This window comes from Wolbachia endosymbiont (group B) of Cyclophora punctaria (assembly GCF_964028235.1).
Taxonomy (GTDB): Bacteria; Pseudomonadota; Alphaproteobacteria; order Rickettsiales; family Anaplasmataceae; genus Wolbachia.
The window spans coordinates 86,052-110,504 of record NZ_OZ034749.1 but is presented as its reverse complement, the minus strand read 5'-3'; the positions used below and the strand labels follow the sequence as shown (position 1 = coordinate 110,504).

The following is a 24,453-nucleotide window of genomic DNA, read 5'->3' as shown; positions in this document are numbered from 1 at the left end:
ATGTGTATGAATTATATGAGAACGATGAAAGTGTTCGCTGTGTTGGTTGCTTTAGCAAGTACAGCTAGTAATGGTACAAGTGAGTTAGAAGATCAGTACAAAGATCGGTATGAAGACCAGTACAAAGATCAGTATGAAGATCAACACAAAGATCTGACCTTACCCAGAAAAAGTAGACAGAAAGTTAAGACGTTTTTGAAGTAAAATAAAACGTTTTTTCAAAGAGGTGTGGTATGACAAAAAGAAAAGAATATACAGCAGAATTCAAAATTGAAGCTATAAGACTAGTAAAAGAAACAGGTCAATCATCAGCAAAAATAGCAAGAGATTTGGGTATTAGCGGTGATTCATTAAGCAGATGGGTAAAAACATACAATGATAGAATGTCTGGAGTAGATGCGTTTCCAGGAAAAGGGAAAGTAGCTCATTGTGACAAAGAAAAGTTTTATTTAAAGAAAGAGCTGGCAAGAGTAACGAGGGAAAGAGACATTTTAAAAAAAGCCCTGGGATATTTTGCAAACCAAAAAGAGTAAAATATTCTTTTATAAAAGAACATGAAAACTGCTATAAAATACGGGAATTATGCAGATTTTTGAACGTATCTGCTTGTGGTTATTATAAATGGATTACTAAGGAAAAAAACAACAAAAAATCAATAAGAGAAGAGCTCATACAAGATATTCAGAAGGTATATCGAGCATCACAATGCAGATACGGAGCTCCTAAAATTCACGCTGAATTAAAGGCTTTAGGTAAAAATTATAACATCAAAACAGTGCAAAATGTTATGCAGAAAAATGGCATTCAAGCTAAGCTTAGACGAAAGTTTAAAAGTAAAAAACCACAAATAGACAATAGAGTTATAACTCCTAACATATTAAATCAGAATTTCATCGCTGATCAACCTAACAAGATATGGGTAACTGATATTACGTACATAAAAACTAATGAAGGATGGTTATATTTGGCAGCAATAATAGATTTATATTCACGCATGGTGATTGGCTGGTCAATGAGTAATGCAGTAAATAGGCAATTAGTTATAGATGCGTTATTCATGGCTATTGGTAGGCGCAAATCTGCTAAAAATCTACTATTTCATAGCGATCAAGGATCGCAATACACCTCTAAAAATTATCAATTTTTACTAAGTACAAAAAATATTACTTCTAGTATGAGTCACAAAGGTTGTTGTTATGATAATGCTGTTTCAGAGAGCTTTTTTAGTTCACTTAAGAGAGAGTTACTCATTGATACTTCACAACACTCTGCACAACAAGCTAAAACCGCAATATTTGAATATATAGAAATTTTTTATAATAAACAGCGTAGACATTCTACTATTAACTATTGCATTCCTGAGCTTTTTGATTCATCATTCTCATAGCAAAAACGTCTTAACTTTCTGTCTACTTTTTCTGGGTAAGGTCAGTAGCGAATGGATATACAAAACGCTGGATCTATATTCAGATTACAGAATAAGGTATTACAGACCGAAAGCATCACCAACACAATATGTGATAAACTTTGGTAAAGAACTTGCTAGGAAAGCGTAGTGCGGGAAAACCGCATGCTGCGTTTGACGAGGCGGGAGCTGGAAACGTTAACATGGGAATTTGGATTGAGGCCCACAGTGAAAACGACGGAATAGCCACTAAACCCTAAAGAAGGCGCGCCAGTTCTCGACCCTACAAATAATCAATGAAAATTTATTTGATTCAGTGCAAACACAATTAGCTGAAAATAGACAAAGAGCAAGAGTACGGCAAAGAAGAGAAACATATTTATTACAAGGTTTAATGGTATGCCAACGTTGTCAATATACTTATTGTGGTACAAACCACGTTCATAAAAAGTCGACATATTATTACTATCGTTGCTCTGGTACAAACTCTAGCAAATTTAATGGCAATAAAATCTGCGATAATAAATCAATACGCACTGATGTACTCGATACAGTCGTATGGGAGGAAGTTAAGAGTATATTAAAAGAGCCAGATAGGATTGCAAATGAATATCAACGTAGATTGTCAGAGAACAAAAAACCTTTACATAATCAAACACGTGAAAAGCAAGAAAGTAAGTTAAGATTAAGTATCAAAAAATTTATTGATAGCTATGCCAAAGGGTTTATAAGCCAAGAAGAATTTGAGCCAAGAATTACAACAATGAAACAACATTTGAAAGAAATTGAAGAAGAGAAAGAAAGAACACTCGATCAAAAGAAGTTACAACAAGAATTGAGCCTTGTTACAGATAGCTTGAAAAACTTTTCCTCAAGTGTTGAATCAAAGCTTGATCAAGTAGATTGGCAGACTAAGCAAAATATTATTAGAATGTTAATTCATCAAATTGAAATCAACCACAACCACTTATACATAGTATTTCGCATAAAAAGTCTTGCAAATTTTGATCAAAATAGCCATAATAGAATTATGCAATGTTGTACTAGCAGTCAAAACGAGCAGTTGCTAATAAAATTTACTGTAAGTATACAACAGATGCGTGCTAGCCATTTCGGTATCTTAATTGCTACCATATAGGGAGATAACGGTAAACCCAGAGCTATTGTAGACATAAGTTTTAGCTATATGGTATTTGAAGTAATAAATGCAATAAAAAATAATTTGTTAGCATGCTTTCCAACAGAGACAGTATATGCTCTTTCTTGTAATGCGCTAGGTAACGAATCTATAGAAAAAATATATCGAATAAAAAAGCGTTCTCAAAACAAGCCGCTCTCTGTATTTGTTAGTAATATTGATAGTTTGATAAATATAGCAAAGGTAAAGGAAGAGTATATCGATTTAATAAACTATTTTTCTCCTGGACCAATGACCTATATTTTACCACTTCAAGATAACAGTATATTACCAAATGAGTTCTTTAAAGATAGTATAGGCATAAGAATTCCTGATCATCCTATTGCGATTTCAATATTAAATGAACTGAAAACTCCAGTAGTTGCAACTAGTATTAACATTTCAGGAGAAAAAAGTATATGCAAAGCAAGAGATATACCTCAGTCTATTAAGCAACACTTATCTGCAGTAATTGAAGATGATGAATTAGTTTCTGGTATAGAATCTACTATTATTGACTTAACTGGAGACAAGATTAAGGTTTTAAGAAAAGGTAAAATTTCATTACAAACAATAAATAACGAATTTTCAAACTAAGATCTATAGGAGAAAGAATGAAAAAGGTGATAGGCCACAACCAAGCAAAAAAAAAGATAATGAACAACTTGTCTGTTCAATCTTGGCTGATCTGTGGTAAAAAAGGTATAGGAAAAGCAACATTCGCAAAATCCTTTTCTAATTGGTTTCTTATAAAAAATTACGATGAAGTAGCATTAGACTTACACATTGTTGAAGGTGATACAATAGGAGTGGAAAAGGTGAGAGAAATGAAAAACTTTTTGCACTTAAGCCCCATTCAATCAGAATATAAAATAGCTATAATAGATAGCTTAGAGTCAATGACTAATAATGCTAAAAATGCAATATTAAAAATATTAGAGGAGCCGCCACAAAATTCTAAAATATTTGTAATTAGCCATAAGCCATATGATGTACAAACCACCATCCGGTGTAGGTGTTTTCAGCTGAATTTACTTCCATTAACTTACGATGAAACAAAGCAGGTTGTTTCATCTCAGTGTAAATTCGACGATAAAATATTTAGTGAGATCATTACTTTGTTTCCTGGAACTCCGGGAGTAATAATAAATGCAATAAACAGTGGTGCTTATGAGTCACATAAGCATTTTTATACATTTTTCCGTAATCTAAATAATTCTGATATAGTTAATAAAATAATTAATAGTGAGATTGAGCTAGAACTAGCATCACATATAATTCAAACCTCCATTTTAGAAAGTATAAAGAAAGAAGTAAATAATGTTGAAATTCTACTAAGTCAATGGAAAGAAATAGATGAACTTTTCGTTGCTGCAAAGCAATTTCGCTTAGATAAAAAGCATGTTTTAGCTAATGTAGTTAACATCATGACACAAAAATGTAATACTTTTAACATAAATTTATGATAAAATTCTGCTAATTTAATACTGAAAGTATATAACTTGAATGATAATAAATTAACTGTATGGCAATCAATAGAAGTTTTAACAAACACTATACTGAACATGCAGAAAGAATTGAGTTTAATCAAGAATACATCTTTAGATCAAGACGTCACTTTAGAAAAAGGGAAGGAGCTATCAAGTGGCATCTATGAGGCAAATTTTAAGCTAAACAAGGCAATCAATATAGCTACTTTGCCAAGAATTGGCTATCATATGATTAATGATGAACTTGTTGTACGTAATCATATTACAAAAGAGGAAGTAAAGATCCCTAGAGATTTTCATTACTTTAAAGTTGTTAAATCCAATCACGATGATTGTAAATTAACGTTTTGTAATTTTTTAGGTAATGAGTTTTTTGAATATAAAAAGTATGATCCACAATATTCTGGTCTTTCAGATGAATATAAACTCATGGATTTTGGTAGTATAAAAAAGACTAATAATCTAAAACTTAAGGAGTATGTTGGTCATGCACCTAAATTTTTTGCTGTAGAAGGATCTATTGAGCCTGGATCTGAAAACCATGTAATTGATCTATTTGAGCTAGTCAGAGACGGTAAAGGCAAAAAAGTGGGAACTCTTGCTGATGAATTTGGTTATTTTGATGATCAAAATAAATTACACTACTATAATTATCACAAAAGTGCAGAAAGTAATACTTATGATCCTGAAAGCTTCAGTGTAAAAATGATAAATTTAGATGTGAGCAAAATTGATAAATTTCACCTTATTGCAGAACAAGGTGATATAATAATTCATCCTATTTTGGAAAATTTAGACATATTTTAAAGTTTTTTAGAGTATCCAGTATATTATATAATTGGGTTTGTATTATGGAAGATAAATTACTTGAATCAGTAAAAAACAAAAGTTACTTCAGGAAAGCAGTTGAATGGTATTGCCACAGATACCTGTTCTGCGTTGTAGAAAGATCTTGGATGGCGTTAATAGCGTTACTTCTCTTAGTATGTTTATTTTTATCACTACTAAACATATACCTATTACTTCCTGTTAAAAAAGATTTAAATTTTGTGAAGTATATGAACCACACAGAAGATGAGTTCTCTGCAATACATAAACTTAGTTTTAGTAAAAAAGAAGATGAGTACATTTCCATAGCAAGGTATTTAATAAGTAAATATATTGAAACATATGAGTCCTCTCGGACTGTTGAGCCAAAGTATCAAGAAAATTTTATAAAAAACAATTCTATATATAAAATCTATCAAGACTTTCAGGAAAAAGTAAACAATGAAGCTGTTTCATCCACAAGAAAAATTACCAACACAAACGTAACAACACTATCTATTGACCGATCGATCAAGGACTTAGTTACATTTGCTGGAAATGCCACTGTAGTTTTTGCAGCTGAGCAAAATAAGAAAATGAAAGACTATGCTGTGGAGGTTAGATTTACTTTATCAAACATGAAAGCAACTCTAACTGGTATAATACCATTTAAATTTATTGTTAACGGCTATAAATACAGGTGATTACATTTAAAAAATTACTTGGTAGCTAAAAAAATAACTAAAGTGCATACAGCAGTAACAACTGGAGGTAAAATTAGAAGCATTGGTGTCTTTTTAATAAAATAATTTCTAGAAGGTTTTAAGAAAAAGGCATTGTAAATTATCGGTAAGAAGTATAGAGCGTTGAGTATAGTACTGACAATTAACACCAGAGCTACAAATACAGAAAGTGTTACATTACTAGAGTTAAAAACAGCTTGAAAAATGAAAAATTTGCTCCAAAAAGTCGGAGCAGGTGGTACCCCTATCATGGACAATGCACCTATAGTAAATGCTATCATACTAATTGGCATACTACGTCCTATACCGTGAATTCTATCTATGTATTTCTCACCTGTTTTCGTTATTATTGCTCCAGCAGTGAAAAACAAAGTGATTTTTGCAAATGCGTGGCAAACTAATTGAAAAATTGCAACCCTCATGCTGAATTCACTAAAAATTGAAGCAAACAATATAATATATGACAACTGAGAGATGGTAGAATAAGCAAGCAATTTCTTTAATTCCTTTTGCTTTAATGCAATTAACGATGCAGTAATAATAGTAAATCCAGCAGCGTACGGAAGCCATCCTCCAGCAAACCAACTTTGCTGTGCAAAACGTTGCATATTATCGATGCCAAAAGTGTATAATATAACTTTGATGATGATGAACACTCCTGATTTCACAACAGCAACAGCATGTAGTAGTGCGCTTACAGGAGTTGGTGCAACCATTGCTTTTGGCAACCAAAAATGCATTGGCATTAATGCAGCTTTTCCTATTCCATAAATCAGCATAGCAAAACACACTGCAATAAAAGTTATGAACGAAGTATCAAACTTGAATATTCCACCTCTTACAAAGTCTAAAGTATGGAATTCATTATATAAGAGGCCTATTGCAGGAAAAAATAACACTAAAGAAGAGAAAAATAGTAAACCAAAGTAATAGCGTCCTGCAATTACTGATTCATTTGTTGAGTTGTAAGTAATCAGAGGGTATGTACTAATAGTTAGAAGCTCGTAAAAGACAAATGTAGTGAGCAAATCTCCAGAAAAAGCAATAAACATTGCACAGCTAATCGCTATTGAAAAAAAGCATAGAAAACTCGAGTAGTTACTATCAGCATAGTTATTTCGCATATAACATATTGCATACATACTGGTTAGTACCCACAAAAATGATATTAATAAACTGAATATTGCTCCACTAGACTCTAACTTTAAACTAATATGCAAATTATTACCAAAGTCCATGAGAATAAATTGAGAATGATCACCATACACCAAATATAAAGTGCATAGAGATGTATACGCAAATAGAAGCATAGAAGAAACAACAGTAATGCTATTGTTCAATCTGGGCCATTTACTAGTAAAAGAAATAGCTAATGCACTTAAAAGTGGAATCAACGCAGCAATTAACAAATAATTCTCAGTAATAAAAAGTGGCAAGGAAAGAGATATTAAAACAAAATCCATTAAGTAATTCATCTTTCTGTTTAGGTAAAGCTAAAATTATATTCAAGTTATAGAGAATTTGCTATTTTTTAGTTGTATATCGGAAGTGTTAAATAAACCATACGCATCAAGTTAAGAAAAAGTGGCGTAAGGAAGAAAGGAAATAGGAAAAAACTATTTTATATATTAAGTAATAAAGTTAGTAATTTATAGATCTTTCTAAAAAATTATCTTATCCTAGATAAGAATTTCCTAAAAAAATAAATGTAACAAATAAAATGCCAATCTTAAATATTGCTATGTTTCACGATAGCTTCTTAATTTGGCACGTATGGTTTGTTAAACACTTCCAGAATTACTCAAAACCGCTACAGACTATATCTTTCTGTATAATCTTTAAATGCACCTCTATTGGAGTCAAAATGTAGCTTCACACTGCCAATTGGCCCGTTTCTTTGTTTTGCAATGATCAGCTCTGCAATATTTCTAATTTTCTCCATTTTCTCTTGCCACTCTCGATGTTTATTACTTCCTTCATTTGGTTGCTTTCTTAATTCATAATATTCTTCTCTATAGAGGAACATTACTATATCCGCATCCTGCTCTATGCTTCCTGAATCACGTAAATCAGAAAGTTGTGGTTTTTTATCATCCCTTTGCTCAACAGAACGAGAGAGCTGTGATAGTGCAACAATGGGAATATTTAGTTCCTTTGCAATTGCTTTTAAACCCTGCGTCACTTCTGAGATTTCTTGCACTCTATTTTCACTACTCCTTTTTGTTGTTCCTCGAATTAACTGCAGATAATCGATAAAGACCACCTCTACATTATATAGTTGATAGAGAAGACGTATTCTGGTACGAAGAGCACTAATTGATAATGCAGGAGTGTCATCTATGATGAAAGGTAATTCGGATAGATCTGTACTAGCATTAATGAATTCGTGTAATTCAAAATCACTAATTCTCCCAGTCAGTGCCTTATAATAACCAATGCCTGAATCTATAGTAATCAATCTTGCAGTCAATTGCTCTGCTGACATTTCAAGTGAGAAAAACGCTACGTAGTGTTGTTTATCTGTTCTTTTTTGCAAAATCTTACAAGCATTAAGTGCGATGTTCAGCGCCAATGCTGTCTTTCCCATTGAGGGCCTTGCAGCTATAATTAACAGATCAGATTTCTGCAAACCACCAAGGAGCTGGTTTAGGTCTTGAAGTCCGGTTGTAATACCTAGAGCCTCTGGGTTATTCTTCAGCTTGCTGATCTTCTCAACCACATCTTTAATTGAACTTGCAAGCTTTATATATGTCTTATCACCTTGCTTTTTTACTACTAAGTTGAACAACTTTGTCATTGCCTGCTCAATTTGTACCTGTGCAGGATTTTCAATGTTGTAGTTGTAACTATCGTCAACTATCTCCTGCCCGAGCTTGATTAAGCATCTCCTTAAATAAGTATCACGGATTATTCTGGTCAAGCTATAGATATCAAGCGCAATGCTTGCCTTTGCTGCAAGTTTTGCTAGGTACTCAACTCCACCACATTCGGCAAATGCTTTATCATTTTCAAAAAACATCTTAAGGCTTAGTTCATTGGCAACTATGCCGTGTTTTCTGGTTTTAGATATCTGGGTAAAAATGCTTTGATGTAGTGGATCATAGAAATTGTCTGCTGCAATTATATCTTCAACTGCATCACAAATTCTATTATCACGAATCATTGCACCAATGAGCATTTGCTCTGCTTCTAAATTGTGTGGCAATTTACATATTTCTTCTCTTGAATCAATAAGATTAGCTAATTCATTCATTTTAAGTTTTCAGAGTAATGATTGATTATTGTAGAATATTCAGTCCTTACTTAAAAGATAAAAAATTTGACTAATCTTGTGTTGCTTATAGCATTAAAGTAGGCCCCTGTGGTGGAATGGTAGACACGGCAGACTCAAAATCTGTTGCTTGCAAAAGCATGCTGGTTCAAGTCCGGCCAGGGGCACTCAAACATTGGAAAATGCATATATGTTACATAAAATTTTTAATCGTTTATTTTCCATTCTTTCTTCTATAAATGCTATTCAAAAAGTGAAAAAGGATGATAATGGAATATGCTATGTAACGGGACTTAGACGCTATTTGTCAGTGCTGCTTGATTTAATCATCATCGTTTTATTTTTGCAGTTTTGCGGTCAGACCTTAAATCAACTCTTCATGAGCTCAGAGAGCAGTAAAATATTAGGCCAAATTGCTGCAAAATATCAAATGCAGGTACCACTATCTGCAGAGGAAACAGCAATGCAGAGTAAGCTAATCAAGTTACTAGTTCTAAATCAGATAGTTCAATTTATTATGCTTTTTAGTTATGTAGCATATATGTGGATAAGATTTGGCGCTACACCTGGAAAGTTATTACTTGGACTCAGAGTTGTAAATGCACAAACTTTTGAAAAATTGACTCTAAAACAAGCAATAAAGAGGTTTTTTTCCTTTATATTGTCAACTGCACCACTATTCTTAGGTTTCATATGGGCAAGCTTCGACAAACGTTGCCAAACTTGGCATGATAAGATTGCAAATACGGTGGTTGTCACAAATAAGAGTCTTAAGCCTGATAAAATGAAATAGTAGGTAAAAAATATGCCAAGTATTACTCATGGTCAAAGTATGGATTCTATTAGCGATAGTATTGTACATATTGGTGGTAATGAAATAAAAGAATGCGCAATTGAAGCGCTAGAACCATTTAAGAACGAATTAGAAGCTCAAAGTTTTGACCTTAATGGGCTAGGAACTTCTGACCTAATTAAAGCATGGAAGAAGATAGAAGATTTTAAAGGTGCTGGATTAAAGGATGCTTTTGACCTTGCTGATCTGATAAAAGGGCAAATTGCAGGATTTAATAAAGAAAAATTACAAGAAATGTGTACTTTTAGCAAGATTTCCTACGGTAATGTGGACAGAAAATTAAAGCAAGATGAGTACAAAACTAAAAGGCAATTTGAAGAAGAAGGTTATCAAATTATAAAATTTTACGACAATGAACTCATTGAAGACAAATATTGCTCGGATACTGACTATAAATTAGAGCAACAAGATGTCGGTTATGCTTTAATGAGTAGCAATTCATATAATCGAGATGCTGGTTATGTTTTTATTAAAGGTCAGGAAGTAACTATAGCTTACCATGGTACTCGTGATTTAAATGATGTAAAGGAAGATCTTCGTGCATCTTTAGCTAAATTGTCATTTTTACCTGAAGATCATCGTGTACACTCTGGTTTTTACTCTTTATTCAAACGCTCTTGGCCCAGTGTGCATAAGATATTAAAAGGGCATGCTAATGATAAAGGATTAGCAATCAAAGATTTGAAAATTAATGTTACAGGTCATAGCATGGGAGGTGCTCTTGCTAATATCGCTGCTTTATGTCTTAATAAAACAGAAGATGCCGAAGATGTTCATGTTGCAACTTTTGGCTCTCCAAGAGTTTTCTACAATGGTGCCGCTGAAGTTTACAATCAGTGTCTTGGAAATAAGACTATTAGAGTAGCTTGTCAATCAGATCCGGTACCATGTTTGCCACATGGTAATGCTGGTATGCACTATAAACATGTAGGTAAATCATTAAAATTAGAAACAGGTAAAACTCTGGAGTACTTAGAACTGCACTATCATAGAATTAATATCTATTATAACCTTGTTCGGGAAGTAGAGCAGGAAAATTTTAAATCAGATAACAATCCATCTAAGTATCGTCATATTGCTTATATTTTTGGCCTATTTTACCATGCAGTTTTGTCATATGTCGATGTGAATGATAAGGAGTTCTTTAAAAAAGTTGAGGAAGAAAATAAAGACATTAAGCTTTCTGAGATACCAATTCAATATGCTCCAAAATTAGAAGAGAAAATTAAACTACTAGAACAAGAAGTAGCTAAGCCTACTAATGACAAAACTCAATTAGAGGGAAGGTTAAAGAGTATACAACAAAGTTTGGTTGGAAAAACTAAAGAGCTAGATGATGAAAAAGGAAAATTAACACAAGAACAACAGGAGACTAATCAACTCAATGATCAAATAGATAAACTTACTGCAGAATTTAAAGGGACAAAAGATCAGCTTGCAGAAAAGAAAGCAGAGCTGGATGAACAAACTAGAACAGTAACCAAGCTTAATGATACTATAAAGGAACTTAAGGAAACAAATGCTGAATTAGAAAGAAAGAATAGTAATCTGGCTAATCGACTGGAGAAACTTGAGGAAGCAAAAACTAAGCTAGAAGAAAAGGTAGAATTTGCAGAAAAAGAGCTGAGGGATGCTAAAGCTCAATTCAGAGAGAGTGAGAGAGGGCTAAGGGAAGTAAAAGCTCAACTTGAACAGGAAAATAGTAATTTGTCTAGTCAAGCAAGGGAGCTTGAAGGGAAATGTGAGCAAACAGAAGTTCAACTTGTAGAATCAGAGCAAAAACTAGCTGAAGAAACTAGTAAAGTCATGCAACTTAGCAAAGAATCTAATGAAGCAAGAGCTCAGCTTGAAAAGAAGAAAAAAGAGATTGGAAAGCTAAAAGATCAAGTAGATCAAATGACTATACAAAACAATCAATTGGAAGGGCAGCTGGATGATGCAAAGCAAGGTCTAACTGACCTTACCCAGAAAAAGTAGACAGAAAGTTAAGACGTTTTTGAAGTAAAATAAAACGTTTTTTCAAAGAGGTGTGGTATGACAAAAAGAAAAGAATATACAGCAGAATTCAAAATTGAAGCTATAAGACTAGTAAAAGAAACAGGTCAATCATCAGCAAAAATAGCAAGAGATTTGGGTATTAGCGGTGATTCATTAAGCAGATGGGTAAAAACATACAATGATAGAATGTCTGGAGTAGATGCGTTTCCAGGAAAAGGGAAAGTAGCTCATTGTGACAAAGAAAAGTTTTATTTAAAGAAAGAGCTGGCAAGAGTAACGAGGGAAAGAGACATTTTAAAAAAAGCCCTGGGATATTTTGCAAACCAAAAAGAGTAAAATATTCTTTTATAAAAGAACATGAAAACTGCTATAAAATACGGGAATTATGCAGATTTTTGAACGTATCTGCTTGTGGTTATTATAAATGGATTACTAAGGAAAAAAACAACAAAAAATCAATAAGAGAAGAGCTCATACAAGATATTCAGAAGGTATATCGAGCATCACAATGCAGATACGGAGCTCCTAAAATTCACGCTGAATTAAAGGCTTTAGGTAAAAATTATAACATCAAAACAGTGCAAAATGTTATGCAGAAAAATGGCATTCAAGCTAAGCTTAGACGAAAGTTTAAAAGTAAAAAACCACAAATAGACAATAGAGTTATAACTCCTAACATATTAAATCAGAATTTCATCGCTGATCAACCTAACAAGATATGGGTAACTGATATTACGTACATAAAAACTAATGAAGGATGGTTATATTTGGCAGCAATAATAGATTTATATTCACGCATGGTGATTGGCTGGTCAATGAGTAATGCAGTAAATAGGCAATTAGTTATAGATGCGTTATTCATGGCTATTGGTAGGCGCAAATCTGCTAAAAATCTACTATTTCATAGCGATCAAGGATCGCAATACACCTCTAAAAATTATCAATTTTTACTAAGTACAAAAAATATTACTTCTAGTATGAGTCACAAAGGTTGTTGTTATGATAATGCTGTTTCAGAGAGCTTTTTTAGTTCACTTAAGAGAGAGTTACTCATTGATACTTCACAACACTCTGCACAACAAGCTAAAACCGCAATATTTGAATATATAGAAATTTTTTATAATAAACAGCGTAGACATTCTACTATTAACTATTGCATTCCTGAGCTTTTTGATTCATCATTCTCATAGCAAAAACGTCTTAACTTTCTGTCTACTTTTTCTGGGTAAGGTCAATCATTGTGAAGATCAATACGAAGATCGATATGAAGACCAGTACGAAGATCATTACTATGTAGGTTATGTAGGTTTAAACTTTGGGACTCGATGGGGTGAAAGCTTTAAATTGAACCCTAACGTTGTCTTTGGTTATCATCATAACAAAAATTCTAAGTTTGAACTTGAGGTTCTTGCTAACATAAGTGATATAACTGATAAAGCAAAAAGAAAAGTAGGAGCTAGTTTATTGGCAAATTACCTTTACTATCCTGATCTTGAAATTGATCCTATTAAATTATATGCTAGTATAGGACTGGGTGGATATATTCGAATATTGCCATCTTTTGGTCTTGGTGAGGATACAAATGCAGTAAATTCAGCTGCAACTGTAGCCGCAGCCGCAGGTCAAAATGAAACACTAGATAAAATACTGGGTGCTATTTCCTATAAAGTAAAGTTAGGTGTTGATTGTGAAATTATTCCACAGATAGTTAGCACAGTTGCTATTGCTGCAAGCGGTCAATTAAGTGGCTTTAAACCACCGATGAAAAAACCAGATGCAATCATAGAAGTAGGTATACGTTATAATTTTTAAGCTATGAACACTTTGAATCCTTATATACAGTTGTATGCTCGGTGCTATATATGTGCTATTTGCAAAGGTATTCTGTTTATGCTAACATTAAGATAAATATTAAGCAATAAAATTAGAAGGATCAACTTCCCGCTGTAAGCAAGCAGCAACTACAGTGTTTATCATAAGAAATGCTATTGTCATCGGGCCAACTCCACCAGGCACTGGAGTAATAGCTTTGACTTTTTCTTTTACTCCCTCAAAGTCAACATCACCCACAAGCTTACTTTGATTTCCTATGTTAATGCTATTTATGCCAACATCAATCACTATTGCACCTTTTTTTATCCAATCTGGTTGAACAAAATTTGGCTTTCCAACTGCTGCAACTACTATATCCGCCTTAGAGCAATAATCAGCTAAATCCCTACTTTGTGAATGCAAGATGGTAACAGTGCAATTTTCTTGCAACAATAGGTGAAACATTGGCTTACCCACAATATTGGATCTGCCAATGATTACCGCATTTTTACCGGACAGATTATTTTCAACTGACTTAATTAAATGCAAAGAACCTTTGGGAGTACAAGGTATCAGACAATTTTTTTCACCTTTAACTAACCTGCCAACATTCTCATCATGAAAGCCATCTACATCTTTTTCAACACTTACTGTATTAATTATTCTACTTGCACTGATGTGCTTTGGTAAAGGTAACTGAACTAAAATTCCATGCACAGATGAATCTTCATTTAATGTATTAACTTTTTCAATCAATTCATCTTCTGAGATACTATCAGGCAAAACAATAGTTTCAGAACTTATGCCTATTGATTCTGCTTTTCTTTGTTTATTACGAACGTAGACCTGACTTGCTGGATTGCTACCCACAAGAATTACTTTAAGACAAGGAAAAACATTATACTCTTTCTTTAAAATATCAATTTTTTTTGATAGCTCCTCACAGAGATCATTTGCTATTTTTTTACCGTTAATAATAATTGACATTTCCTTGCCACTCCTTGAAGTCAGGTAATGCAATATCAAATAAATTCAATACTTTACCAACAGCATGATTTACAATATCATCCAAAGATTTTGGTTTAATATAAAAAGCAGGCATCGGCGGAGCAATAATTGCTCCCATCTCCGTTAGTTTTAACATATTTCGGAGATGTCCAAGATGTAGTGGAGATTCTCGCACCATAAGAACTAATTTTCTTCTTTCTTTTAGAGTTACATCTGCAGCCCTTGTTAATAGATTGGAAGTCACCCCCGATGCTATTTCAGACATTGTTTTCATAGAACATGGAGCAATAACCATACCTGAGGTTTTAAATGAGCCGCTTGCTATTTTTTCTCCTATTTTTTCTTCAGAATAGTAAAAATCTGCAAGCGATATAATATCTTCAAGTTTTTCTTTAATCTCATGAGCTATAGTTATTTTTCCAGCACTGCTGATCACTAAATGAGTTTCATGATTGGTATTTTTTAGTGCCTCTAGAATCCGTACACCGTAAATAGAACCAGATGCTCCACTTATTCCAATTACAATCCTACTATTCACCTTCGTAATTCATTCCCAATGCACGTTTGTAGGTATCAAGTAATATTTCCTGTTCCTCCCTGTCATCATCATCCATCTTTCTTAGCCTAATAATCTGTTTCATCACTTTTATATCCCAACCTTCATCTGCAGCTTTTGCATATACATCACGAATGTGATCTTGCACATCCCTCTTTTCTTGTTCAAGTTTTTCGATTCTCTCTATATAGCTCTTCAAATCTTCAGCCGTTATTTTTACTGTATCTTCCATAGAACCCAACTAATTAATTGCTACTACAGTATTATCAGTTTTTACTTGTACTTCAATCATAGTAATAATATTTTTATCTTTTTTTAAAATCTTAAAGTAAAAACCGTACATGGAAAACTCTTCATTTTCTTCAGGAATGCGCTCTATCTCGTTTACAATCATACCTGCTAGAGTTGTAGCTTCTTCATCAGGAAGATCCCAATGTAACTGTCTATTAATATCCCTAATAGTAGATTTTCCTTCTATGTGATACATATTATCGGATATCTTTTTTATAAAATTCTCTGTGATCAAATCATGTTCATCTGAAATTTCTCCAACTATTTCTTCCAGTATATCCTCAAGAGTTACGATTCCCTGTAGTGCTCCATACTCATCAATAACAAATGCAAGGTGTTTCCTGTTTTTACGGAAGTTGTGAAGTTGTACACTGAGTGGCGTACTTTCTGGTATAAACCAAGGCTTTGACATAACTTTGGCAATCTCTATTTTATTATCCTTTTCACGCAAGGCATTTATTAGATTTTTCACGTGAACCACTCCAACAATATTATCTGGTTCTTTTTGCCATAAAGGTACTCTGCTATGGCTACTGGTTAAAATCTCTCTTATTAACTCTTCTTTATTTCGATCTATATCAAGAGAAAATAAGTTTCTCCTGTGGGTCATAATTTGTGATATTTCTGTCTCAGCCAAATCAAGTATACTATTTAGCATATCTAAATCCTGTTGTAACATAGTGCCCTCACTGCGGTGAAGAGTAATCATATTACGCATTGCATCTGCTGCAGATATTACCTCCCTATTCTTATGAAGCCCACATAACTTCAGAATGATATTGACAATAAACTGAATGCCTAATGTCAATGGAGAAAGAACCTTGACAAAAAACAGCATAAAATAAGCAGAAAGTAATGTAAATTTTTCAGGATTTTGCATGGCGTAAGTTTTTGGTAAAACTTCACAAAATAGCAAAATACAAAACGTCATCATGAATGTTGAAAGAAATATGCCCTCATTCCCAAAAGAATTTATAAATATTACTGTAAATAAAGCAGAGCAAGTAATGTTAATAATTGTATTACACAGTAATATTGTTCCTATTGTTAATTCTTTTTTACCTAACAAAAGCTCTATTATCTTGGCTTTTTTGTTACCTTCTAGCTTTAGTTTATTCACTCGGGATCGGCTAATTGAGGTTAACCCTATTTCTGCTCCTGAGAACAAAAACGATAAAATCAATAAGAAAAAAATTGCTGACAATACTGAAATCAATAACCAATCCATTAAAGTATGATGTTATTGCGATATAGAAACAGAGTTGATTTTATATGTTGTAAGAAGCATTTGCAAGTCTATATATCTTTAATATAAAAAAATAAATCATGAAATATATCACACACTGCATTCACATGCATATTCTCAACAACAAGTGGAGGAGTTATTCTTATTACCCTATTATTTAAAATTTTAGTCATCATTAAGCCTTTGTCAAGAGATTGTTTAACAATTTTATCAGCCAAAGGTACTCTAAGCTCTATCCCTATCAATAAACCCTCCCCACGAACTTCTGAAACGATCTTCGGAAATTCTTCAGTCAAAGGCAACAACTTTTCTTTTAGATATTTACTGACCTTCTTAACATGGTCAAAAAAGCCTTCCTTTAGCATTACATCGAGTACTGCATTACCAACAGTCATGGCAAGTGGATTACCTCCATAAGTTGACCCATGAGTTCCTGGAGTGATTGCTTCTGCTATATAATCTTTTACTAAACATGCAGCCAGAGGAAATCCATTACCCATAGCCTTCGCACAAGTGAGCATATCAGGTTCAACTCCTATATTTTGATAGTAAAATAGAGAGCCAATCCGTCCATATCCGCATTGCACTTCATCAAAGCATAAAATTATTCCTTGAGCTTTTGTTATCTCTCTTACTTTTTTAAGATACTCTACCTCCAATGGATGTACTCCGCCTTCACTTTGTATAGGCTCTAAAAATATGGCAGCTGTTTCGCTATTGATTTTCTTTTCTAATGCTTCAATGTTATTTCTTGGAACTTTATCAAAACCAGAAAGGAGTGGAGCAAAACCTTCGCGTGATTTTTCATTTCCCCCAGCTGAAATTGCAGCAATACTGCGGCCATGAAAACCTCCTTCAATTGTAATGATGTGACTGCGCTTTTCTTGTCCATTTAAGTAGAAATAGCGGCGAATAAATTTAATTGCAGCTTCTGTTGCTTCAAGTCCACTTGAGCAGAAAAAAACTTTATCGGCAAAGGTAAGTTCTGTTAAACGCTGAGCAAGCCTTTCCTGCTGAGGAATAGTAAAAATATTAGAGCAGTGCCATAATGAATCCAGTTGCTCCTTCAGTTTATCTGTAATGTATGGATGACAATGCCCTAGAGAGGTTGTAGAAATTCCTGCAGCAAAGTCTAAATATTTTTTACCATCCTTATCGAAGAGATATACTCCTTCTCCTCTAACTATAGAAGCTTCAGATCTATTATAAGCGTTAACAACATGATCCATTTTAAATATTATCTATAGTGCATGAAAAAGCTTTCCCTTAATATTGCTTAAACTAAAAATTGAGCTAATATTATACAGTTCAACATAAAACTCAGAAATTTAATATGTAAAAAAGTAAAACTACACCAATTCACATTCAGCAAAAAAGAAAGCTATTTCTCTATGAGCGTTCTCTAGACTATCAGAACCATGCACTCTATTTTCACTAATATCATCAGCAAAATCACCCCTAATTGTACCTTTATCTGCCTGCTTTGGATCTGTAGCACCCATGATTTGTCTGTATTTACTGACTGCATTTTCACCGATTAAAACTTGAACTATCACAGACCCAGAAGTCATAAATTCCACCAAATCTCCAAAAAAAGGCCTATCCTTATGAATTTCATAAAACAGCTCTGCTTGTTTTTTTGTCAGCATCATCATTCTTTGTGCTATAATTTTTAGTCCAGATTTTTCAATGTAAGAATTTATACTGCCTGTAATATTATTTTTTACTGCATCAGGTTTTAATATTGAAAGTGTTCTCTCAATTGCCATATTATTTCCTTATATTAAGATCGTATATTTATAGATTTATTTTATTATAAACTTTGATTTGATAAAAGCAATTTTTCACTTATAGTTAAGAATAAACCATCAAGGAGGTGTTTTATGGGGTGTTGTAATAAAAAAAACAACAAACCAGTCGATCCTAATGTTAAACAATCAATTGAAACTACACTTACTGCTAAAGAATGGGTTAATCAATTCAAGTCATCAATTTTTTGTGGGACAAAAGGATTTTTAACTTTTAATTTGGCATTTTTGAGTTATTTAGAGTATAGCTTACACAATAATACAAAATTAAAAGAAGGCGCTGTTTTTGCAATAAAAAGGAATACTATTCCATTTTTCGAAATGGCTATCATAGTGCCATTTGTTTGTCTTGCATTACCATCTATGATAGGTGGGATGAACCTCATGCATTGTGCGCTTATATGTGCTATATTGATGATTGCCACGTGTTTTTTTGTGAGAACTACTTGTCAATTGCGTGAGAAATTAATGGAAAAGATCACTAACCATAGTAGAAAAGAAATAGATGAGCAATTTGAGGAAGACACTATAAAATTTCCTATTTTTAATAAAAACAGACAGCATATTGAGTATAATTCTCCTAATCAAGGACAAATAATGAATGAAAGTCCTCGCTCTCTCTTTGTTAAGGTTTTACTTTTTCCGCTTATGGTTCCTTTGAAGGCCCTACAAAGCTGCATAATGATATCTTTGGCTGCTGTTGAACTTCTTGAAGCAGTGCCAAGTTTTTGTGTTGATGTGGTTTTCGATAGAGGCTTTGCATCTACACAGAGTAACATGAAGAGATCTGCTCATCTATTGTATGCCAGTGTAAGAAATTTAGTGCCTGTAACTAAACTTGATGAGTGTGTAGCTGATTTTATAGGCAAACCTGAAAAAAGGTGCTGTCAGTGAAGAAGGCAGTAATCTTATTTAACCTAGGCGGACCTGATTCACTAAGTGCGGTCCGTCCTTTCTTATTTAATCTTTTTTACGATAAAAGAATAATAAATCTACCAAATCCTTTTCGCTTCCTTTTAGCAAAGTTTATCTCCAAAAGGCGAGAAAGTACTGCACAAGAAATATACGAGCACATTGGAGGTAAATCGCCAATCTTGGAGAATACGAAAGCACAAGCTGATGCTTTAGAACTAAAATTAAATGAAAATGGAAACCATGTATATAAGATATTCATCTGCATGCGTTATTGGCATCCATTTGCTGATGAAGTTGTTAAAAGCGTAAAGCAATTCGACCCTGACGAAATCATTCTGTTACCACTATATCCGCAATATTCAACCACCACAACTCTATCATCCATCGAGAATTGGCAAAAAAATGCCAAACTGGAATGTAACACAAAAACAATTCACCATTATTATGACAATGAAGACTTTATTGAAGCTCATGTTAATCTGACGTCTAAATATTATAAATTAGCTAGCAAAATCGGTAAGCCAAGAGTCCTATTCTCGTCCCATAGCTTACCTCTTAGTATCATTAAAAAAGGCGACCCTTACGCTTCACAGATAGAAAAAACAGTAAAATTAATAGTAAAAAAATTGAATATTGAAGATCTTGACTGGGGAATATGTTATCAGAGTAAGGTTGGCCCTGTAAAATGGTTGGAGCCTAGCACTGAAAGTGAGCTATCACGCGCAAAAGACGATAATATACCTGTAGTTTTATCACCTATATCTTTTGTTTCTGAGCATTCTGAAACACTGGTTGAACTTGATATAGAGTATAAAGCAATTATCAAAGACGGATATTACTTTCGCGTACCAACTCTCAGTACTGATCTCTTATTTATCAAGTGCTTGGCCGATTTATGTTTAGATCACTCTCAAAGTACTGATTTATAGCACTTTTCTTTTTAGATTTTTATAGTATAATATTAAAAAGTTATTATTTTATTATCTACTTATGCCAAAAGGTAAGCCAAATACATTTATAGAAAGTATACATGATGCTCACAATCATGATATTAGAAAGATGTATTGTATTGCAGTAGGTTTAACAGGCATATTGTGTAAAATTTCATTGCAATTCTGTTGCGAGTTTATTGATAACAACAGATCCAATATTTGTACTATATTAGATATTTCTAAGTTCATAAAACTACCAACATCAATAATATTTGCTCTTCACTTTGGTCTCAATTTAGCTGGATATAAATCTAAAAAACTTCAGAATGGTAAAGGGGGAAATGAACCTGAAAAACCAATACAGGTTGTGGGTAGCTTAGCCTTCTTGGCAAACTGTGTAATAGGAATATTGATGCAGACAAAAATCATTCATTTCTTAGCTAGAAACAACAAGGATGTAATAAGTTATATTAGCTTAACATCAGCAGTTCTATTTCTATTTTCAGAATGCATAAACTGTTATTATACATGGAAGAAGTATCTAGATAATAAGGATTCTGAAAAGTCTGCTAAATATGGCAAAGAAGTTATTTTTAGCACATTCGCTTTGTCATTGGGCTTGTTAAGCTTCATATTAAAAAGAATGGAACTTCCAACCATACCAATAGACTTGGGTGGTGGCATAATCTATAATTTCAACTTAACTGTTACGGTTAGTTTGCTACTAAGCATAGCATATCTAGTATCAAACATCGATAAGTTTGTCAATCAACCTAATAATGGTACTGATCCTTCTACTGGACTTGATGACGCTCACCATATTCAGCATAATAGCAGCATTGTAGAAATTAATTATTAGAGATGAAAAGACTTAATTTCTACTGCCAATGCTAGCACTGCTAATTTGCTAACAATATTCCAAAGTGGCAAAGTTTTATTTTCTTGGCTGATGTCATAAAATTCACAGTCAGTGGAATTCAAGCTAGAATATACATCTTTCCTGCTATTACATCGGTATAAGTAACATGTTGGAGTATCTCCTATATAGTATATTAGCGGTTCTGCAGAACTACTTTTAAATATGTCAATAGTTGGTACACCTTCTTGTATAATAACACTATTGATTGCTATTCCTTCTTTTATCTTTTTCATTTTATGACGCTTTTTTTTATTGAGATTTAATATTTCCTTTCCACTTGTTGCTGTTATAATGCCCATTCCATATGTGCCATTGCTTGCTTTGATAAAAACGTAAGGTTGTGTTTTTATTTCATATTCCTCATATTTTTTTTGCACTAGAGATAATATTTGGTCAACTTTAGTCGCTACTGCTCCTAGTGATGAATCATCATTAAAGTCAACTCCATTACAGCTTTCTGTAAGCACAGAAATAAGCCATGGGTCCATTTTAAATTCGCCACAAAATTCGGACACTAATTTTTGATAGATTTCAAAATATTGAAATTTCTGCCTACTGTGCCAGCCATATAATGGACTTGGCACTATCTCTTGTTTTACGTTTTCTAGCGTGTCTGGAATGTGGCTCGTCATATCACGGTTCAGTATAATAACATCAGGCACAAATCCTGAAGTTGTCTTCAGCAAAGAGTTTTCTTTCACAACAGTTTCATACTGTTCTATTAAATTGTACGTTTCATTATGAAAGAGGCCAATTCTAGTTTCAAAACCTGCGAGTTGCAGTACCTTTTCTATGGCAAATACATTTTCTATATACATTTTATTTCGTGTGTAATTCTCCGGTATTATAAGGGCCTTTTTATATTGTTTTGTTTCGAAGTAGCTTTTTATCAATTTTGCTGCTATCGCTTTTGATACTTCACTTAGGTTATTAAACCCTGCAGGAAATAAATTGGCGTCTACTGGAGCAATTTTGTAGCCTGAATTCCTAAGATCTATGGAGCTATAAAATGGTAATGTAAAACCATTAAATTTTGTTTTGAACCAATTATTTATATCTTTTTCCAGATTTGGATGAATTATGTTTTGCATCTACACTTTAAATGTTATAAGAAAAGTACTATATTATAAGTTATAATCTTAATATAATATAACTAATTAAAATAACAAAAAAATGATTCATCATGACAGCAGTAAAATGTATGGTACTACTATACTGTCAATTAGAAGAGACAAAAATGTAGTAGTAATAGGTGATGGGCAAGTCTCGCTAGGCCATACCGTTATAAAATCTGGAGCAAAAAAAGTTAGGCGTCTTTCTGGTGATTCCGTAATTGCCGGTTTTGCTGGAGCAACAGCTGATGCATTTACTCTCTTCGAAAGGCTAGAATCTAAACTTGATAAGCACCCAGGACAGTTAATGAGGGCATGTGTTGAACTTGCAAAAGACTGGAGAATGGATAAATATCTAAGAAAATTAGAAGCTATGATGATCGTGGCAGACAAGTCTATTTCATTGGTCATTACAGGAACGGGTGATGTTCTTGAACCTGAAGATGGCATTGCAGCCATTGGCTCTGGAGGAAATTTTGCTTTATCTGCAGCAAAAGCTTTGATTGACGTTGAAGGAATATCAATAGAGGAGATTGCAAAAAAGGCTATGAAGATAGCTGCCGATATATGTGTTTATACAAACCATAATCTAATTATCGAAAAAATAGAGGAGTAATATGTCAAGAACTTTGTGTGCTAATTTTTCTGGTCAATCTGTAGTAGGTCAATTTGATAATAATGATGACTGTAATGAGAAAAATAGCCTCTATGAAAATGAAGGTACAGGAAGTAGTAGCATTCAAAGCTCACAAGCTTTATTAGATGATCTACCACCACAGAAGATAGTTAAAGAATTAGACAGATTTATAATCGGGCAGAATGATGCAAAGCGCGCTGTTGCTATTGCACTCAGAAATCGTTGGCGTCGAAATAAAGTCCCACTTCCACTACGTGAAGAGATTATACCTAAGAATATACTCATGATAGGCCATACGGGAGTTGGTAAAACTGAAATAGCTCGCCGTTTAGCAAAGCTTGCTGGTGCACCTTTTATAAAAGTTGAAGCAACGAAATTTACTGAAATAGGATATGTTGGACGTGATGTTGACTCGATAATACGTGATTTAGTTGACGCAGCAATAGTTTTAGTTAAGGAAAAAGCACGTAAAGCCTTAACTGAAAAAGCTTTAGGTTTGGCTGAAAAGATAATAGTCAACTCCATGGTTGGTGAAGATGCAACCGAGGAAAGCAAAAAAGTTTTCAGAGAAAGACTGAGAAATAAGGAATTTGAAGATGGAGAAGTTTCTATTAACGTCAGGGAGAGCAAGGGTATGTTACCCACTTTTGATATACCTGGCATGCCAGGTGGGCAAATTGGTGTGATGAACGTAACAGAAATCGTGGGCAAGATGTTTAATGGGAGCAAAAAAACAAAAACTATTACAGTTAAAGTGAAAGAAGCACGTGAAATATTGATTAATGAAGAAAGCGAAAGGTTAATGGATGAAGACAAGATAGTCAAAGAAGCGATTGATCTTGTTAGCAATGAAGGTATAGTGTTTTTAGATGAAATAGATAAAATTGCAGCACGTACAGAAATAAAAGGTGAAGTCAACAGAGAAGGAGTGCAGCGCGATCTGTTACCATTACTTGAGGGAACAACTGTTTCAACTAAGTATGGCCCCGTAAAAACAGACTATATATTATTTATTGCATCTGGTGCTTTTCATTTATCTAAGCCATCTGATCTTTTACCAGAATTACAGGGTAGATTGCCAATTAGAGTGGAACTTAAGGCGCTTACTCAAGAGGATCTAATAAAAATATTAAAGGAACCAGAATCTAGTTTGTTAAAACAGTATATAGCGTTAATGAAAACGGAAAATGTAACACTTGAGTTTACTGATGATGGTATAGAGACTATAGCTGAAATAGCATTTACAGTTAATAGAGAAGTGGAAAATATAGGTGCAAGAAGACTTCATACTGTCATGGAGAAGCTTTTGGATGAAATAAGTTTTATCGCTTCTGAAAAAAATAATGAAAAATTTGTTATAGATAGCAAATATGTAAGAGATAAACTAGAGTCAATTTCAAAGCAGCTTGATTTATCTAAATTTATACTTTAGAGGAAGCTTACTTTAAGTAATATAGAGCATTCAAGAGGTTT

27 protein-coding genes and 1 tRNA gene are annotated in these 24,453 nt (G+C 33.4%); 19 read left to right on the top strand and 9 right to left on the bottom strand.

The features are described 5' to 3' along the window. Positions 1 to 6: 6 nt before the first annotated feature. The 8 genes from ABWU33_RS00620 (at position 7) to ABWU33_RS00585 (ending at position 5,583) form a co-directional block, all read left to right on the top strand. Positions 7 to 204, top strand: a complete 198-nt coding sequence (locus ABWU33_RS00620; protein ID WP_353280814.1) for a hypothetical protein — start codon at positions 7 to 9, stop codon at positions 202 to 204. 29 nt (positions 205 to 233) lie between these two features. Then, entirely contained in the window at positions 234 to 533 is a 300-nt protein-coding gene (locus ABWU33_RS00615; protein WP_353280344.1) for a transposase, read from the top strand. After that, positions 509 to 1,387 carry an IS3 family transposase gene (locus ABWU33_RS00610; RefSeq protein ID WP_353273672.1) on the top strand — a complete coding sequence of 293 codons (879 nt, stop codon included), beginning with the start codon at positions 509 to 511 and terminating at the stop codon, positions 1,385 to 1,387. The genes ABWU33_RS00615 and ABWU33_RS00610 overlap by 25 nt, the downstream gene beginning before the upstream one ends. Positions 1,388 to 1,721: 334 nt before the next feature. Continuing rightward, positions 1,722 to 2,543: a zinc ribbon domain-containing protein gene (locus tag ABWU33_RS00605; RefSeq protein WP_353280349.1), complete on the top strand. Its 822-nt coding sequence runs from the start codon at positions 1,722 to 1,724 to the stop codon at positions 2,541 to 2,543. A gap of 48 nt (positions 2,544 to 2,591) precedes the next feature. Beyond that, positions 2,592 to 3,179: an L-threonylcarbamoyladenylate synthase gene (locus tag ABWU33_RS00600; RefSeq protein ID WP_006013379.1), complete on the top strand. Its 588-nt coding sequence runs from the start codon at positions 2,592 to 2,594 to the stop codon at positions 3,177 to 3,179. 17 nt (positions 3,180 to 3,196) lie between these two features. Further along, positions 3,197 to 4,048: a DNA polymerase III subunit delta' gene (locus ABWU33_RS00595; protein WP_211908312.1), complete on the top strand. Its 852-nt coding sequence runs from the start codon at positions 3,197 to 3,199 to the stop codon at positions 4,046 to 4,048. 36 nt (positions 4,049 to 4,084) lie between these two features. Next, entirely contained in the window at positions 4,085 to 4,879 is a 795-nt protein-coding gene (locus ABWU33_RS00590; protein ID WP_010407430.1) for a hypothetical protein, read from the top strand. Between the two features lie 44 nt (positions 4,880 to 4,923). Then, the gene (locus ABWU33_RS00585; protein ID WP_211908314.1) at positions 4,924 to 5,583 is read left to right on the top strand and encodes a VirB8/TrbF family protein; all 660 of its coding nucleotides are present in this window, start codon (positions 4,924 to 4,926) and stop codon (positions 5,581 to 5,583) included. 14 nt (positions 5,584 to 5,597) lie between these two features. On the opposite strand, the gene ABWU33_RS00580 is transcribed toward ABWU33_RS00585, so the two are convergent. Further along, positions 5,598 to 7,097: a proton-conducting transporter membrane subunit gene (locus ABWU33_RS00580; RefSeq protein ID WP_410542179.1), complete on the bottom strand. Its 1,500-nt coding sequence runs from the start codon at positions 7,095 to 7,097 to the stop codon at positions 5,598 to 5,600. A 335-nt stretch (positions 7,098 to 7,432) separates the two neighbouring features. Next, positions 7,433 to 8,875: a replicative DNA helicase gene (locus ABWU33_RS00575; protein WP_211908318.1), complete on the bottom strand. Its 1,443-nt coding sequence runs from the start codon at positions 8,873 to 8,875 to the stop codon at positions 7,433 to 7,435. Between the two features lie 102 nt (positions 8,876 to 8,977). Between ABWU33_RS00575 and ABWU33_RS00570 the strand changes: the two genes are divergently transcribed. The 6 genes from ABWU33_RS00570 (at position 8,978) to ABWU33_RS00545 (ending at position 13,556) form a co-directional block, all read left to right on the top strand. After that, positions 8,978 to 9,060 (top strand) — tRNA-Leu (locus tag ABWU33_RS00570). Between the two features lie 23 nt (positions 9,061 to 9,083). Further along, positions 9,084 to 9,686 (top strand): RDD family protein, encoded by a 603-nt coding sequence (locus ABWU33_RS00565; RefSeq protein WP_211908320.1) that lies wholly within the window; start codon positions 9,084 to 9,086, stop codon positions 9,684 to 9,686. A gap of 12 nt (positions 9,687 to 9,698) precedes the next feature. After that, positions 9,699 to 11,723 carry a lipase family protein gene (locus ABWU33_RS00560; RefSeq protein WP_353280346.1) on the top strand — a complete coding sequence of 675 codons (2,025 nt, stop codon included), beginning with the start codon at positions 9,699 to 9,701 and terminating at the stop codon, positions 11,721 to 11,723. 57 nt (positions 11,724 to 11,780) lie between these two features. Next, complete coding sequence (locus tag ABWU33_RS00555; RefSeq protein ID WP_353280344.1) at positions 11,781 to 12,080, top strand: transposase; 300 nt, start codon at positions 11,781 to 11,783, stop codon at positions 12,078 to 12,080. Continuing rightward, complete coding sequence (locus ABWU33_RS00550; protein WP_353273672.1) at positions 12,056 to 12,934, top strand: IS3 family transposase; 879 nt, start codon at positions 12,056 to 12,058, stop codon at positions 12,932 to 12,934. Before ABWU33_RS00555 ends, ABWU33_RS00550 begins: the two co-directional genes overlap by 25 nt. Next, on the top strand, positions 12,918 to 13,556 hold the full coding sequence (locus ABWU33_RS00545; protein ID WP_353281074.1) for a cell envelope biogenesis protein OmpA: 639 nt from the start codon (positions 12,918 to 12,920) through the stop codon (positions 13,554 to 13,556). Before ABWU33_RS00550 ends, ABWU33_RS00545 begins: the two co-directional genes overlap by 17 nt. A 99-nt stretch (positions 13,557 to 13,655) precedes the next feature. On the opposite strand, the gene folD is transcribed toward ABWU33_RS00545, so the two are convergent. The 6 genes from folD to ndk form a co-directional block, all read right to left on the bottom strand. After that, a complete protein-coding gene (gene folD / locus ABWU33_RS00540) occupies positions 13,656 to 14,543 on the bottom strand; it encodes a bifunctional methylenetetrahydrofolate dehydrogenase/methenyltetrahydrofolate cyclohydrolase FolD (protein WP_211907508.1) in 888 nt (295 codons plus the stop codon). Continuing rightward, the gene (locus ABWU33_RS00535) at positions 14,527 to 15,102 is read right to left on the bottom strand and encodes a UbiX family flavin prenyltransferase (RefSeq protein ID WP_010406412.1); all 576 of its coding nucleotides are present in this window, start codon (positions 15,100 to 15,102) and stop codon (positions 14,527 to 14,529) included. Before ABWU33_RS00535 ends, folD begins: the two co-directional genes overlap by 17 nt. Further along, positions 15,095 to 15,352 (bottom strand): DUF2312 domain-containing protein, encoded by a 258-nt coding sequence (locus ABWU33_RS00530; protein WP_006014634.1) that lies wholly within the window; start codon positions 15,350 to 15,352, stop codon positions 15,095 to 15,097. Before ABWU33_RS00530 ends, ABWU33_RS00535 begins: the two co-directional genes overlap by 8 nt. A gap of 9 nt (positions 15,353 to 15,361) precedes the next feature. After that, positions 15,362 to 16,639: an HlyC/CorC family transporter gene (locus ABWU33_RS00525; protein ID WP_211907510.1), complete on the bottom strand. Its 1,278-nt coding sequence runs from the start codon at positions 16,637 to 16,639 to the stop codon at positions 15,362 to 15,364. A 68-nt stretch (positions 16,640 to 16,707) separates the two neighbouring features. Further along, the gene (locus ABWU33_RS00520) at positions 16,708 to 17,886 is read right to left on the bottom strand and encodes an aspartate aminotransferase family protein (RefSeq protein WP_250120110.1); all 1,179 of its coding nucleotides are present in this window, start codon (positions 17,884 to 17,886) and stop codon (positions 16,708 to 16,710) included. A gap of 120 nt (positions 17,887 to 18,006) precedes the next feature. After that, entirely contained in the window at positions 18,007 to 18,426 is a 420-nt protein-coding gene (gene ndk / locus ABWU33_RS00515; RefSeq protein WP_211907511.1) for a nucleoside-diphosphate kinase, read from the bottom strand. A 114-nt stretch (positions 18,427 to 18,540) separates the two neighbouring features. Between ndk and ABWU33_RS00510 the strand changes: the two genes are divergently transcribed. The 3 genes from ABWU33_RS00510 to ABWU33_RS00500 all read left to right on the top strand — a co-directional run bounded on the left by ABWU33_RS00510 (position 18,541) and on the right by ABWU33_RS00500 (position 21,171). Beyond that, the gene (locus ABWU33_RS00510; protein ID WP_250120111.1) at positions 18,541 to 19,359 is read left to right on the top strand and encodes a hypothetical protein; all 819 of its coding nucleotides are present in this window, start codon (positions 18,541 to 18,543) and stop codon (positions 19,357 to 19,359) included. Beyond that, positions 19,356 to 20,309, top strand: a complete 954-nt coding sequence (gene hemH, locus ABWU33_RS00505; protein WP_211907512.1) for a ferrochelatase — start codon at positions 19,356 to 19,358, stop codon at positions 20,307 to 20,309. Before ABWU33_RS00510 ends, hemH begins: the two co-directional genes overlap by 4 nt. A 61-nt stretch (positions 20,310 to 20,370) precedes the next feature. After that, positions 20,371 to 21,171, top strand: a complete 801-nt coding sequence (locus tag ABWU33_RS00500; RefSeq protein WP_211907513.1) for a hypothetical protein — start codon at positions 20,371 to 20,373, stop codon at positions 21,169 to 21,171. Here ABWU33_RS00500 and gshA read toward each other — a convergent pair. Then, positions 21,168 to 22,322 carry a glutamate--cysteine ligase gene (gshA, locus tag ABWU33_RS00495; RefSeq protein ID WP_019236751.1) on the bottom strand — a complete coding sequence of 385 codons (1,155 nt, stop codon included), beginning with the start codon at positions 22,320 to 22,322 and terminating at the stop codon, positions 21,168 to 21,170. The two genes, ABWU33_RS00500 and gshA, sit on opposite strands and share 4 nt — an antisense overlap. 82 nt (positions 22,323 to 22,404) lie before the next feature. Between gshA and hslV the strand changes: the two genes are divergently transcribed. After that, complete coding sequence (gene hslV / locus ABWU33_RS00490; protein WP_010406442.1) at positions 22,405 to 22,959, top strand: ATP-dependent protease subunit HslV; 555 nt, start codon at positions 22,405 to 22,407, stop codon at positions 22,957 to 22,959. Position 22,960: 1 nt separating this feature from the next. Then, the gene (gene hslU / locus ABWU33_RS00485; RefSeq protein ID WP_353280810.1) at positions 22,961 to 24,412 is read left to right on the top strand and encodes an ATP-dependent protease ATPase subunit HslU; all 1,452 of its coding nucleotides are present in this window, start codon (positions 22,961 to 22,963) and stop codon (positions 24,410 to 24,412) included. The last annotated feature ends 41 nt before the right edge of the window (positions 24,413 to 24,453 follow it).